Genomic DNA, 13,884 nt, shown 5'->3' with positions numbered 1-13,884 from the left:
TATGCGGCGGCAATTGCACATTAACCCTACTTAATCCCTACCATTTGTAATAAAATAACGGGCAAATAACCTATTCGAGATGAACTGATGTCAACAACTGGTCGTATTCATTCTTTTGAGTCTTGTGGCACGGTAGATGGCCCTGGAATTCGCTTCATTGTTTTTATGCAAGGCTGCCTAATGCGTTGTATGTATTGTCATAATCGTGACACATGGGACACCCATGAAGGCAAGGAAGTGACTGTTGAAGAAATCATTACCGAAGCAAAATCTTATCGCCATTTTATGAAAGCCTCTGGCGGCGGAATTACCTGTTCAGGCGGTGAAGCTATGCTTCAACCTGAATTTGTTCGTGATTTATTCCGCGCAGCGCAAGCTGAGGGCATTCACACCTGCTTAGATACCAACGGTTATATTCGCAAACACACAGACGTGATTGATGAAGTACTCGATGCCACTGATTTAGTGATGTTAGACATCAAACACATGAAAGATGAGATCCACCATGATTTTATTGGTGTGTCGAATAAGCGAACCTTAGATTTCGCGCGCTACTTACACACCATAGGTAAAAAAACGTGGATCCGTTATGTGATTGTTCCTGGCTACACTGATGACGAAGAAGCGGCTCATATGCTTGGTGATTTTATTAAAGATATGGATAACATCGAAAAAGTAGAGCTGTTGCCTTATCACAAATTGGGCGCTCATAAATGGGAAGCAATGGGGCTAGAATACCCATTAGAAGGTGTGAATCCGCCGTCAAAAGAGACCATGGACAAAATCGTTGGGATCTTAGCTCAGTATCACTCAAACATAAAATATTGATTGCTTGATTTAATAACCATAAAAATGCCAGCATAATGCTGGCATTTTTATAGAGAGGCTAGCCATGCAGCTGGAACAACTTGCGGTGCTATTGCTCCTGCTACTTGTTGGGTTAACGACCCTTCGCGATTTTAAATACTCATTTTGGACAAAGTTTAAGGCCGAGAAATCCTTTCAGCATCTCACCTATTTTGCCTCTTTTGCACTTTTTCTTTTGTGGTTAGCTCAAGCCGGAGTGACCGAAGGATTGCCTATCCATTTTCTCGGTTTAACAACCCTCACGATGATGTTTGGCTGGCGTTGCGCATTTGTTATAACTATTCCTGTTACATTTGCACTGGCGGTGGTCGGTAAACTGACCTTCTTTAACATCCCCGAATACTTACTACTATCATCGCTACTGCCAATCCTAGTTAGTTATGCTTTGTTTGCTTTGAGTTATCATTATCTACCGCGCAATATTTTTGTGTTTATTTTTGTGGCTGGTTTTTTAAATGGCGGCCTGACGGGTAGCCTGCATTTGGCCATTAACACCGCTTATCAATTGCTTCTTGGGCAACATGACTGGCAAGTCATCCGCGATAATTACCTAATTTTTGTTCCTTTACTCGCTTTCCCAGAAGGGCTGCTCAATGGTATGGCGTTAGCGATACTATCCGTATTTAAGCCAGAATGGTTGCGTGTCTTTTCCGACAAAGATTATATCTATAACCACTTACACAAAAAGTAACAAGAATTGCACACATTTTATGCTTTCCATATTAAATCCGTGTTGAGATCATGTTTCATTGTCGATAATTGCTGTTAACCTTATGCCATCAAATAGAACATAAAATTTAGTGAGGCTACCTCCATGGAAATGACCAACGCTCAACGACTGATTCTATCTAATCAGTATTTTTTGATGTCACAGATGGATCCCAACAACGCCAAAAAATACAAGCGGTTACAAACCATTGTAGAACGTGGTTATGAACTGCAAATGCGAGAACTCAACAAAGAATTTGGCTGCTTGACCGAAGCGGAGTGCCGCGAAGTGATCGACATCATGGAGATGTATCACGCTATGCAAGAATCACACAAAATGCTCTCCGATGCAGAAAGCAAAAATGTGGATCAGCGCCGCCTGCACTTTTTAGGGTTTGATATCGCTAAAGAGTCACAACGCGTTCATTACGTGCGTTTCTTGGTTGAGTCTGAAGGGCTTTACCCACAATTTGATAAAGCCGATCACCACTTCAACAGCCAAATGCCAATGTCAGATAAATATCGTCGCATGTTAACGGCTTGGCGTAATTGTCCTCGCCAATACCATTTGTCAACCGCAGAATTTACACAAATTTTTAATGCCTAAATTTTAATACCTAGCAAGGTAGGCTGACGAAAGATGAAAAGACGCAGACACTGCGTCTTTTTTACATTCCCCCTCGCAGTTATTAACTCCAACACCAACTTATCCCTCGAACTCTTGATATTCACACACTAAATAGTTCAACCTGATCGACGTTATTACTGTCACGAAATTTAAATAAACACATAATTGTTAAGCAAAATTGTCAAACTCGGACTAGTCTTAAATTGTTATTAATTTGTGTTTTTAAGCGGTGTTGTCAGTTAGACAGTTTTCAGAGGGGAATTCACTATGAGTATTTTTGACCACTTTCAGGCACGCTATGAAGCCGCCAAGGATGAAGAGCTATCACTGCAAGAGTTTTTAGCTCTGTGTAAAGAAGATAAAAGTGCTTATGCCAATGCAGCAGAGCGGCTGTTAATGGCGATTGGTGAGCCTGAGCTGATAGACACAGCAAAACACCCCCGATTGAGTCGCATTTTCTCTAACCGGGTGATTTCTCGTTATAAAACTTTTGAGGATTTCTATGGCATGGAAGAAGCCATAGAACAGATTGTTTCCTACCTCAAACACGCTGCCCAAGGTTTAGAAGAAAGAAAACAAATTCTCTATCTACTCGGTCCAGTTGGTGGCGGTAAATCTTCACTGGCGGAGAAACTCAAAGCTTTAATGCAACAAATGCCTATTTATGTTTTGTCTGCAAATGGCGTTCGTAGCCCAGTCAATGACCACCCATTTTGTCTGTTTGATGTGGTTGAAGATGGCGAAATCCTCAAGCAGGAATATGGGATAGAAAAACGCTATTTACGCTCAATTACATCACCTTGGGCGGCCAAACGCTTACACGAGTTTGGTGGCGATATTTCCAAATTCAAAGTCGTCAAAGTACGACCTTCAATTCTCGATCAAATTGCCGTCGCAAAAACAGAGCCCGGTGATGAAAACAACCAAGACATTTCGTCACTGGTTGGGAAAGTGGATATTCGAAAACTCGAGCATTTCTCGCAAGATGACCCCGATGCATATAGCTATTCCGGTGCACTCTGTAAAGCCAACCAAGGGTTAATGGAGTTTGTTGAGATGTTCAAAGCGCCAATTAAGGTGCTTCACCCACTCTTAACCGCCACGCAAGAAGGAAACTTCAACGGGACAGAAGGGTTATCCGCCCTACCCTTTGATGGCATGATTTTAGCGCACTCAAACGAATCAGAGTGGCAGACATTCCGTAACAACAAAAACAACGAAGCGTTTTTGGACCGGGTTTATATCGTTAAAGTCCCTTACTGTTTACGCGTCTCGGAAGAAGTGAAAATTTACCAAAAACTGCTTGAACACAGCGAACTATCCAAAGCGCCATGCTCACCAAGCACACTAGAATTACTTGGTCAATTTAGTATCCTCTCGCGCCTAAAAGTGCCGGAAAACTCGTCACTCTTCTCCAAAATGCGCGTCTACGATGGTGAAACGCTAAAAGATACCGATCCAAAAGCAAAAAGCTATCAAGAGTATCGTGACTACGCAGGTGTTGACGAAGGGATGTCCGGTTTATCGACTCGCTTTGCCTTTAAAATACTGTCGCGCGTATTCAACTTTGACCAAACGGAAGTTGCGGCTAACCCCGTTCATCTGTTCTATGTCATCGAACAGCAAGTTGAACGCGAGCAGTTCCCTCAAGAAATCGCTGAACGATATATGGAGTTTTTAAAAGGCTACTTAGTGCCTCGTTATGTCGAGTTCATTGGTAAAGAGATTCAAACTGCTTATTTGGAATCTTATTCTGAATATGGTCAAAATATTTTTGACCGCTACGTTACTTATGCTGATTTCTGGATCCAAGACCAAGAGTATCGTGATCCTGAAACTGGCCAACTTTTCGATCGTTCATCGCTCAATAACGAGTTAGAAAAAATCGAGAAAACAGCAGGCATTAGTAACCCGAAAGATTTCCGAAATGAAATCGTCAATTTTGTACTGCGTGCGAAAGCGCACAACAATGGACAAAATCCGGTTTGGACCAGTTACGAAAAACTGCGTACCGTCATTGAGAAAAAAATGTTCTCAAATACCGAAGAGCTACTTCCTGTTATCTCTTTTAATGCCAAAACCTCATCGGATGATCAGAAAAAACACGACGATTTTGTCGCTCGTATGATGGAGAAAGGTTATACAGAAAAGCAAGTAAGGCTGTTGTCTGAGTGGTATTTACGCGTCCGTAAATCTTCTTAACTTCAAGCAAACCAAAACCTGTACATGCGTTAGCCATACGAACAATGGCTAACGTAAAGGTGACGTTTTCAAGGGGATACTCATGGCGCAATTTATCGATAGAAGATTGAACGGTAAAAACAAAAGCGCGGTCAATAGACAACGCTTTTTACGCCGTCATAAAGAGCAGATCAAAGAATCTGTTGCAGACGCAGTGAATCGTCGCTCCATCACCAACACCGAGTCTGGCGAAGATGTGTCGATCCCAAATCACGACATCAAAGAACCCGTGTTTCATCAAGGAAAAGGCGGCCTAAAAGAACGAGTTCACCCGGGTAATGACCAGTTTATTACTGGTGATAAAATTGAGAGACCTAAAGGTGGCGGACAAGGCAATGGTTCAGGACAAGGTGATGCGAGTGCTGATGGCGAAGGCCAAGATGAATTTATTTTCCAAATCTCTAAAGATGAATATCTTGATCTACTGTTTGAAGATCTGGAATTGCCTAATCTAGAAAAAAATCAAATCAATAAAATTACAGAATGGAAAACTCATCGCGCGGGTTTCAAAACGGCAGGTGTACCGTCGAACATTGCTGTAGTTCGCTCTTTGCAACAATCACTGGCTCGCCGCACCGCAATGACAGCGGGAAAACGTCGTTTAATGGGGGAATTAGAAGAAGAGTTACTGCGCATTCAAAATAGAGAGCCCGCTCAAGTATTAGAAGAGAAGCGACTTAAGCAAGAAATCGAAGCGTTGCGTAAAAAAATTGAAAGTGTGCCGTTTATTGATACGTTTGACCTACGTTTCAAAAACTTTGAAAAACGCCCCATTCCATCGAGCCAAGCTGTTATGTTCTGCTTAATGGATGTGTCGGGTTCAATGGATCAAGCGACTAAAGATATTGCCAAACGTTTTTACGTGTTGCTGTATCTATTTTTAACTCGCACTTATGAAAATGTCGAAGTGGTGTTTATTCGTCACCATACGCAAGCCAAAGAGGTGGATGAGCACGAGTTCTTCTACTCTCAAGAGACCGGCGGCACGATTGTTTCTAGCGCACTGAAATTAATGCATGAAATCATTGAACAACGCTACCCTCTCGGCGAATGGAATATCTACGCAGCTCAAGCATCCGATGGTGATAACTGGGCTGATGATTCGCCTCGTTGTAAAGAACTCCTCACCAATAAGCTTCTGCCATATTGCCAGTATTACGCTTATATTGAAATCACTCGTCGCTCACACCAAACCTTGTGGCACGAGTACGAAAAATTACAACCCTCATTTGGCAATTTTGCGATTAAAAACATTCGCACCGTGGATGACATATTCCCTGTATTTAGGGAGCTATTCCAAAAGGAAACAGCTTAGGGAGGCATACTAATGACAACAAAAGCGAAAGGTACTTCAAAACGCAAGAGCAAATTGTTACCAGACGGGCCTGACTGGACGTTTGAGCTTTTGGAGAAATACCATACTGAAATACGCCGGGTAGCTGAGTTTTATCGTCTCGATACTTACCCCAATCAAATTGAAGTTATTACCTCCGAGCAGATGATGGATGCCTACTCCAGCATTGGCATGCCGATTAATTACAGCCACTGGTCATTTGGCAAAAAATTTATTCAAACGGAACAAGGTTACAAACATGGCCAAATGGGGCTCGCGTATGAGATCGTTATTAACTCAGACCCATGCATTGCCTATTTAATGGAAGAAAACACCGTCACTATGCAAGCCTTAGTGATGGCGCACGCTTGCTATGGTCACAACTCGTTTTTCAAAGGCAACTACCTTTTCCAAACTTGGACGGATGCGAGTTCTATCATTGACTATCTCTTGTTTGCCAAAAACTACATTTCAGAATGCGAAGAAAAATATGGCGTACCCGAAGTCGAATCGCTGCTCGACTCATGCCACGCGTTAATGAATTATGGTGTTGACCGCTATAAACGACCTGAAAAAATATCGATAGCAGAAGAAAAAGCACGTCAAGAAGAGCGCGAAGCTTATCTACAATCACAAGTTAATGAACTGTGGCGCACCGTGCCCAAAGCAAAAACCAAAGAAGAAGATCTTAAAGTTCGTTTTCCAAGTGAGCCACAAGAAAACATTCTTTATTTCATTGAGAAACATGCGCCACTGCTTGAGCCATGGCAACGGGAGATCGTTCGTATTGTGAGGAAAATAAGCCAATATTTTTACCCACAAAAACAGACGCAAGTGATGAATGAAGGCTGGGCCACATTCTGGCACTACACTATCTTGAATCACCTTTATGATGAAGGTTTTGTTTCTGAGAAATTCATTCTTGAGTTTCTACACAGCCACACCAGTGTCGTCGCACAACCTTCTTACAACAGCCCCTATTTTAGTGGCATCAATCCATATGCACTTGGCTTTGCTATGTTCCGAGATATTAAACGTATTTGTGAAGAGCCAACCGATGAAGATAGGGAATGGTTTCCTGAGCTTGCTGGCACAGAATGGTTAGATGCGCTTCATTTTGCTATGCACAACTTTAAGGACGAGAGCTTCATTAGCCAGTATCTTTCACCTAAAGTAATGCGCGATTTCAAGCTGTTTGCCATTGTGGATGACGATCGCAAAAATTTTATTGAAGTTAGTGCCATTCACGATGATATTGGCTATCACGCCATCCGTGAAAAGCTTGCGGCACAGTACAATCTCAGTAATTTAGAACCGAATATTCAAGTTTATAACGTGGATGTACGTGGTGATCGTTCACTGACGCTTCAACACGTTCCACACGATAGAATTCCTTTAGATCAAAGCTGTCATGAGGTACTAAAACACCTTTACCGTTTATGGGGGTTTGATGTCATTTTAGAGGAAGTCAAAGAGAGTGGCCGACGTGAAATTTTAGCGACTTGCCCACCACACGGCGAACGTGACACATAAGAACAAGTCGTTACCTTAAATATCGACTTCATAATGCGCGACCTCATTCGTTGCGCATTTTTTATTAAAAAATATTTGTAATACATCCTTACAGCTTTGTTCACATTTCATTCATTAAATATTTGCTTAAATAAAATCACCAATATTCATAAGGGTATTTAACTAATGAAGCACAACAAAATCATCATCGCTATACACTGGGTTATAGCATTACTGTTCGTATTGCTGTTTTTAAGCGATTCATTTCGTTCATTCTCCGATAAAGGTAGCGAAATGCGAGTGTTATGGCTGAACTTACATGCATGGTTTGGAGTCGCTGTTTTTGGATTATCGATGATTCGTTTAGCCGTAAAACTAAGCACAACAGCACCAGAGCCAGTGTATGAAAGTGACCTTATGCAGAAGCTGCTATATGGAGCGCATGCTGCCCTTTACCTCCTTACATTGCTTGTTCCAATCAGTGGTTATCTTCGTTTTGCTGGAAAAGGTCGGACATTAACTCTGGCAGGCGATGCTATTCCCTCATTGATAGGTAAGAGTGATTGGCTTTATAACATAGGGAAAACTTTACACGGTGAAGTAATGCAGGTGATTGTATTGACTGTTATCGGTGGTCATATCGCAGCGGCTCTTTATCATCACTTCATCGTAAAAGATCAAGTCATGGCACGCATAAAACCGTAATTAACTCGGTGATAAAAAGGAGCATAATTGCTCCTTTTTTAGCTAACGTTGGCTTACTATCGCTCTCACTAACTCTAAATCTTCTGGTGTATCTACCCCTGCAGGTGGTGCTTCTTTAGCAACGGCAACGTGAATTTTTTCACCATACCACAGTACTCGAAGCTGCTCTAAACACTCAATTTTCTCAAGTACACTGGGTTGCCAGTTGATATAAGTATTGATGAAACCAGCCCGATAAGCGTAAATACCAATATGACGTAGCAATGGCTGAATCACCGTTTGACCACCAGCTGCAAAATTGTCTCTATCCCAAGGAATTGTCGCACGGCTGAAATACAGCGCGTAACCCTCTTGATCTGTTACCACTTTAACCGCGTTAGGGTTAAACACTTCAGCTTGATCAGTAATTTCAACCGCTAAAGTCGCCATCGGCGCGCTACTGTTGGCTAAATTGTTAGCGACCTGCTTGATGATGCTCGGTGGAATGAGTGGCTCATCACCTTGTACGTTAACAATAATGTGGTGATCGGCAATGCCCATTAATTTCACCACTTCGGCTAAACGCTCAGTACCGGACTCGTGATGTGATGATGTCATACAAACATTGCCACCAAACGCATGGACAGCCGCTTCAACACGAGCATCATCAGTAGCAATAACGACCTGCTCAGCTCCCGATTGTAACGCTTGCTCATAAACCCACTGAATCATGGGTTTACCGCCGATATCGGCCAAAGGTTTGCCAGGTAAGCGAGTTGACTGATAACGAGCAGGGATAACAACGGTGAAAGCCATTATCGCCCCTCATCCATCGTCATGCTGCGCGCTTCTGGCTCAAGCAACACAGGAATCCCTTCTTTTATTGGGTAGGCCAAACGATCTAATTTACAAATAAGCTCTTGATTTTCCTTATCATAAGTCAACTTACTTTTACATACAGGGCAAGCTACAATTTCAAGCAGACGGTGATCCATATGACTCCATTACCTCTTTTATTTTGTCCAAAATACGCCTTTCATCTGGCGAACTAAATTGCGCAGAAACGGGAAGATACCACCAGTTTTCTTGTGAAAAGGCCGCACATTTCACTGCGTCTTTTTCTGTCATGATGACGTTTGCTCCATGTTGCGCAAGCGCCTCTAATTCTGAATATTGATACTCTCGGTGATCAGCAAAACCTTGGGTCAATACCGTCTTTGCACCTAAAGCTTCTAATGTATTAAAAAAGCGCGTGGGATAACCAATGCCAGCAAAAGCCACTAATGCAGGTAACTGGCTCACTGGCGCTTGCTGACCTGTCACTAAGTTAACGGCTAAGCTAGGTGAAAGATGCATAGCCAATTCGCCGTATTGAGCTTGACCGCCATTAGTCACAATAAAATCAACTTCCGCTAACCGAGAGAGTGGCTCTCTTAACGGACCTAAAGGCATGAACTGCTCATTACCGAAGCGACGAACGCCGTCCACGACTACAAATTCGAGATCACGCTCCAATGCATAGTGCTGAAGGCCATCATCAGTGATGATCACATCAACACCCAACGGAAGCAGGGCTTGCACTGCTTGTGAGCGCTTTGGTGCAACAGCAACCGGAGCCCCCGTGCGCTGGTGAATCAATTTAGGTTCGTCACCGCAGTGAGCGGTTGGCGTATCACTTTGCAGCACTAATGGATAAACCGGAGCCTTACCACCATACCCACGCGAAACAACTCCTGGTTTGAAGCCTTGTTCTTGTAAAGCTTCCACTAACCATACAACCAACGGTGTTTTACCATTACCACCCGCGGTAATATTACCCACCACCACCACAGGAACGGGAGCCTTATAGCGCTCTTTTTTGTCCGCTTGAAATGCTCGCTTACGTGCTTGACTGACCAACCGAAACAAGACACTCAGGGGCCACAACAGTGGCCACAACAAAAAACACGCTGGGTGATGTCCGAACCAGATTTTTTCAATCACTGATTAGTCACCAAATTGAATTCGATGTAGTTGGGCATACGCCCCATCCTGTGCAATTAACTGAGCATGATGACCACGTTCGATAATTTCACCCTCATCGACCACTAGAATTTCATCGGCTTCTTCAATCGTCGACAAGCGGTGCGCAATGACCAATACCGTTTTATTCTTTTGTAGCTCTTCAAGTGCTGATTGAATCGCTCTCTCAGATTCTGTATCCAACGCCGAAGTCGCCTCATCTAGGATAAGTACGGGTGCATCACGTAATAACGCTCGTGCAATCGCTACTCGTTGACGTTGACCACCCGATAAACTGGCTCCATTCTCACCAATCATGGTATCCAAGCCATCAGGCATGCTATTGATAAACTCCATGGCATGAGCAAGCCTAGCTGCGTGCTCAATTTGCTCACGCGTAAACTCATTTTCTGCCGCGTAAGCAATATTATTGGCAATGGTATCGTTGAAGAGGTGAACATTTTGCGAAACCAGCGCAAAGTGGGTGCGCAAGTTCTTCAGTTTATAATCGCGAATATCATGATCATCTAGATAGATAGCACCTGAATCGACATCATAAAAACGAGTCAAGAGGCTCGCGATAGTACTTTTCCCTGAGCCGGAACGCCCAACAAGTGCGACAGTTTTACCTTGAGGGATTTCAAAGCTCACATGAGACAGCGCTGGTTTTTCTTTACCTTGATAAGTAAAGGTCACATCCTGAACTCTAACGTCACCACGTACTTTTTCGGCTTCAAACTGACCAGTGTCGCGCTCGGTTTCTAAATCAATCAGCTCAAATAATGTTTGGCTGGCCGCCATACCACGTTGGAAATCGGAGGTAACACTCGTTAACGCTTTCAGTGGTCGCATCAAGCCAAACATTGCCGAGAATACCACCGTAAAAGTACCTGGTGTTAATTCGGCACGAATAGAATCAACGCTGGCTAAAAACAACACAGTGACAAGTGCTAAAGAAGCAATCATTTGAATAATAGGGTCAGCAGTGGACTGCGCAGCAACCAGCTTCATTGTTTGTTGACGCATTTGATTGCTGACATGGTCAAAACGTTTACGCTCTACGTCTTGTCCACCATAGCTCAGTACGACTTTGTGCCCTTTTAGCATCTGCTCTGCTGAAGAGGTCACATCACCCATGGTGGTCTGCATCCCTTTTGAGATCTTGCGAAAACGTTTAGAGACAATACCAATCCCCATCGCAACCACTGGCGCAACCACGATTAATACCAAAGATAACTGCCAGCTATTCCAAAACATCAAGGTCAATAGGCCGATGATACTCGCACCTTCGCGAACAATGCTGACCAATGCACGACTGGTCGCCCCAGCCACTTGCTCTGAATCATAGGTGATACGTGATAACAGGCCACCTGTTGATTCTCTATCAAAAAAACTGACAGGCATATGCATGAATTGACTGAAGATTTTTCGACGCATCAACATCACAACATTGCCAGAAACCCAGCTCAAGCAGTACGAGGAGACAAAGCCACTTAAACCACGCAGCGCCATCATCCCCAAAATAATAAAAGGCAGCACTCGCAAGAAATCGGATTCCGCATTACCAAATCCTTCATCTAGAAGAGGCTTAAGTAATGACACCATATAGGTGTCAGAGACCGCATTGATAATCAATGCGACAACGGCAACTGCTAGGCCAGATTTATATAGGCGGATATAGGTCCACAGGCGTTTGAAGGTTTGCCAAGTGGTTTCGTCAGTATTGAGTGACATAGAAATGCTTTGTTTTTAAGAAAATATTGCGCTCATTCTACCTCGTTACGGAGCATCTGCCTATACCAAGGCTGAGAGTGAGAGATACGCAAGCTGCTAACTTGATAATTCTGCATGCCAAAAATAACGCTAATTTGCCCTGCTTCACCCGTATCCAACCAGTTTGCTCCATGTTGCTGGTAGCGTTGAACAACCTGTGCGGAAGGTAATTGCCAGCGTCCGCCTTTGGCGAGCGAGGCAATAGCGACCTCAGGATTCACCTTACGAATCAAAGCAACAGTAGAAGATGTCCTACTACCGTGGTGCGGTACAAGCAGGATATGACTTTGTAAGGATTGCTCTGTTCGCGCAAGTAACCACTCACTCATGGCATCCACATCCCCGGGTAAAAGCACTGAAAAACCGGTATTTGGGTCAAAGATTCGAATCACACAAGAGTGAGGATTGTAAGCCCGCGCTACAGTTTTTGGTGGCCAGATAACATCAAAAGAGAGTTGTTGCCACTGCCATTGTTCGCCAGCAATACAAGGTTGGTAACCCGCTATCGTTTGACTAGCACGTTTCCATTTGGGCTGCCAAACACGCTCAACTTCCGCTCTTCCACCTGCATGGTCGTTATCCAAGTGACTCAAAATCAACCCGTCTAATTGCGTAGCTCCCCGTTTGTTTAACACGGGGGCAACTGTTGCTTGGATGTGATCACCGCCTTGCCAACTTGCACCAGTATCATAAAGCACGTAGCGTCCTTCTTTTTCGATCAACACCGCCAACCCATGCCCAACATCTAACACATCAATCCGCCAACCCGTTTTTACCGGAATGGTGAGCCAAGAAACCATCACAATTAGGCTGTAAATCGCAAGTGCAAAACGCGAGATCAACGGTGAAAACACAAACAGCAACAGAGCACTGCTCAACAGAACCAAAACAGCCCCAGAAATAGGAAACCAACTGAGGCTTGAATAATGAATTGACCAATCAACTGGAATGAGTAATTTGGCCACCCAATGCCACACCATAGGCGCGCCATCAAAAGTCAAAACCGTACACACTAAAGCCACAAAGATCGCCGGAACCACTACAAAACTGAACCAAGGAATAAACACTAAGTTATAGAGCGCCGCACTGGTACTGACCCCACCGAAAAAATAAGCGGTTACCGGAAGCATACACAGCACTAACCTAATCTGCATCGTCAATAAACGCCATAAAAAAAATCGATTAGTTTGAGGTAGAGAAAGTTGGTAGAACACAACCGAGACAGCAATAAAGGACATCCAAAAGCTACTGGATAACGCAGCAAAAGGACCGATAAGCAGCACCGCCGATAACGTCATAAGCAGTCGCTGCAACGTATTGATACGGACATTGAGGACAATCATCGCCACATTGAGCAAACACATGATCAGTGCGCGTTGAGTAGGCAAGGTAAAGCCAGCCAACCAAGCATAGCCTAGTGCGCACAAGCTTCCTACGACGAATGGCGACCACCCCATGCGATGATGCAAACGCATCAATACGAGCCCAAGGCTATAACCAAAACCAAACGCGATGCCAATGTGCAGACCAGAAATGGCAACCAAATGAATCAGGCCGCTGTCTCGTAATGCTTGCCACTGTGCTGTTGAAATATCACTGCGCTCACCAAACGTAAGCGCCATTAAAATACCAAGATTGGGATCATCAGCGAGCCAGGTTTTGATCTTCTGGTACCATTGTGCTCGCCATTCTGGTAATGATTCAATGCGATAAGACTGTCCATTATTAACCGTTGCACGAGCCACAATACCTTGGCTCAAAGAGTACGCCTCTGCATCAAACCCGGTCTCATTTAACCGACCAAAGATAGGTTTTACTGTGATGGAGAATTCAGCCACGTCACCATACTTCAACGGTAAAGGAGCAATTAATCGTACCTTGGGCCACAAAAAAATGCCTAAGGTTTGACCATTGATTGATCGAATCGAAATTGTTCCTTCATAACCATGAGTAATTTGTCTAAAAAAGCTGTTAACCTGCCCGTTTATGGTAATATCCGAACCTGCCTGAAAAATAGTGTGGGACTGCTCACGTAATAAGTTCCCGCTGATCACAATGACCATTGAAGCCATTGTTACTCCTGAGAGAAAGCGCAGTTTTCTATAACCAACAGAGAGTATAAGAATGGCGAATAGAG

12 protein-coding genes are annotated in these 13,884 nt (G+C 43.7%); 7 read left to right on the top strand and 5 right to left on the bottom strand.

Annotation, left to right across the window (positions count from 1 at the left end; genetic code table 11):
* Positions 1–87: 87 nt before the first annotated feature.
* From pflA to AACQ75_RS12745, 7 genes are all read left to right on the top strand, one after another.
* A complete protein-coding gene (pflA, locus tag AACQ75_RS12775) occupies positions 88–828 on the top strand; it encodes a pyruvate formate lyase 1-activating protein (protein WP_013856543.1) in 741 nt (246 codons plus the stop codon).
* Positions 829–892: 64 nt separating this feature from the next.
* Positions 893–1,558 carry an energy-coupling factor ABC transporter permease gene (locus tag AACQ75_RS12770; protein WP_170888758.1) on the top strand — a complete coding sequence of 222 codons (666 nt, stop codon included), beginning with the start codon at positions 893–895 and terminating at the stop codon, positions 1,556–1,558.
* A gap of 123 nt (positions 1,559–1,681) precedes the next feature.
* Positions 1,682–2,182: a YfbU family protein gene (locus tag AACQ75_RS12765; protein ID WP_013856541.1), complete on the top strand. Its 501-nt coding sequence runs from the start codon at positions 1,682–1,684 to the stop codon at positions 2,180–2,182.
* Between the two features lie 288 nt (positions 2,183–2,470).
* Positions 2,471–4,405: a PrkA family serine protein kinase gene (locus AACQ75_RS12760; RefSeq protein ID WP_013856540.1), complete on the top strand. Its 1,935-nt coding sequence runs from the start codon at positions 2,471–2,473 to the stop codon at positions 4,403–4,405.
* 82 nt (positions 4,406–4,487) lie between these two features.
* Positions 4,488–5,759 carry a YeaH/YhbH family protein gene (locus tag AACQ75_RS12755; RefSeq protein ID WP_017042294.1) on the top strand — a complete coding sequence of 424 codons (1,272 nt, stop codon included), beginning with the start codon at positions 4,488–4,490 and terminating at the stop codon, positions 5,757–5,759.
* A gap of 12 nt (positions 5,760–5,771) precedes the next feature.
* Positions 5,772–7,310, top strand: a complete 1,539-nt coding sequence (locus tag AACQ75_RS12750) for a SpoVR family protein (RefSeq protein ID WP_013856538.1) — start codon at positions 5,772–5,774, stop codon at positions 7,308–7,310.
* Between the two features lie 165 nt (positions 7,311–7,475).
* Positions 7,476–7,994 carry a cytochrome b gene (locus tag AACQ75_RS12745; RefSeq protein WP_129532589.1) on the top strand — a complete coding sequence of 173 codons (519 nt, stop codon included), beginning with the start codon at positions 7,476–7,478 and terminating at the stop codon, positions 7,992–7,994.
* 42 nt (positions 7,995–8,036) lie between these two features.
* On the opposite strand, the gene kdsB is transcribed toward AACQ75_RS12745, so the two are convergent.
* From kdsB to AACQ75_RS12720, 5 genes are read right to left on the bottom strand one after another with little or no spacing between them, the layout of a single operon-like run.
* Positions 8,037–8,789, bottom strand: coding sequence for a 3-deoxy-manno-octulosonate cytidylyltransferase (kdsB, locus tag AACQ75_RS12740; protein WP_017045182.1), 753 nt, complete (start codon positions 8,787–8,789; stop codon positions 8,037–8,039).
* Positions 8,789–8,968, bottom strand: coding sequence for a Trm112 family protein (locus AACQ75_RS12735; protein ID WP_013856535.1), 180 nt, complete (start codon positions 8,966–8,968; stop codon positions 8,789–8,791). The genes kdsB and AACQ75_RS12735 overlap by 1 nt, the downstream gene beginning before the upstream one ends.
* The gene (gene lpxK / locus AACQ75_RS12730) at positions 8,949–9,956 is read right to left on the bottom strand and encodes a tetraacyldisaccharide 4'-kinase (protein ID WP_064625557.1); all 1,008 of its coding nucleotides are present in this window, start codon (positions 9,954–9,956) and stop codon (positions 8,949–8,951) included. Before lpxK ends, AACQ75_RS12735 begins: the two co-directional genes overlap by 20 nt.
* A gap of 3 nt (positions 9,957–9,959) precedes the next feature.
* On the bottom strand, positions 9,960–11,708 hold the full coding sequence (gene msbA, locus AACQ75_RS12725; RefSeq protein WP_170888757.1) for a lipid A ABC transporter ATP-binding protein/permease MsbA: 1,749 nt from the start codon (positions 11,706–11,708) through the stop codon (positions 9,960–9,962).
* Between the two features lie 32 nt (positions 11,709–11,740).
* Entirely contained in the window at positions 11,741–13,819 is a 2,079-nt protein-coding gene (locus AACQ75_RS12720; RefSeq protein ID WP_170888756.1) for a DNA internalization-related competence protein ComEC/Rec2, read from the bottom strand.
* Between the last annotated feature and the right edge of the window lie 65 nt (positions 13,820–13,884).

It is taken from the genome of Vibrio sp. B1-2 (assembly GCF_963888445.1).
Lineage (GTDB): Bacteria > Pseudomonadota > Gammaproteobacteria > Enterobacterales > Vibrionaceae > Vibrio > Vibrio anguillarum.
Note: the sequence above shows the minus strand (reverse complement) of the source record. Positions and strands in the feature narration are given on the sequence as shown.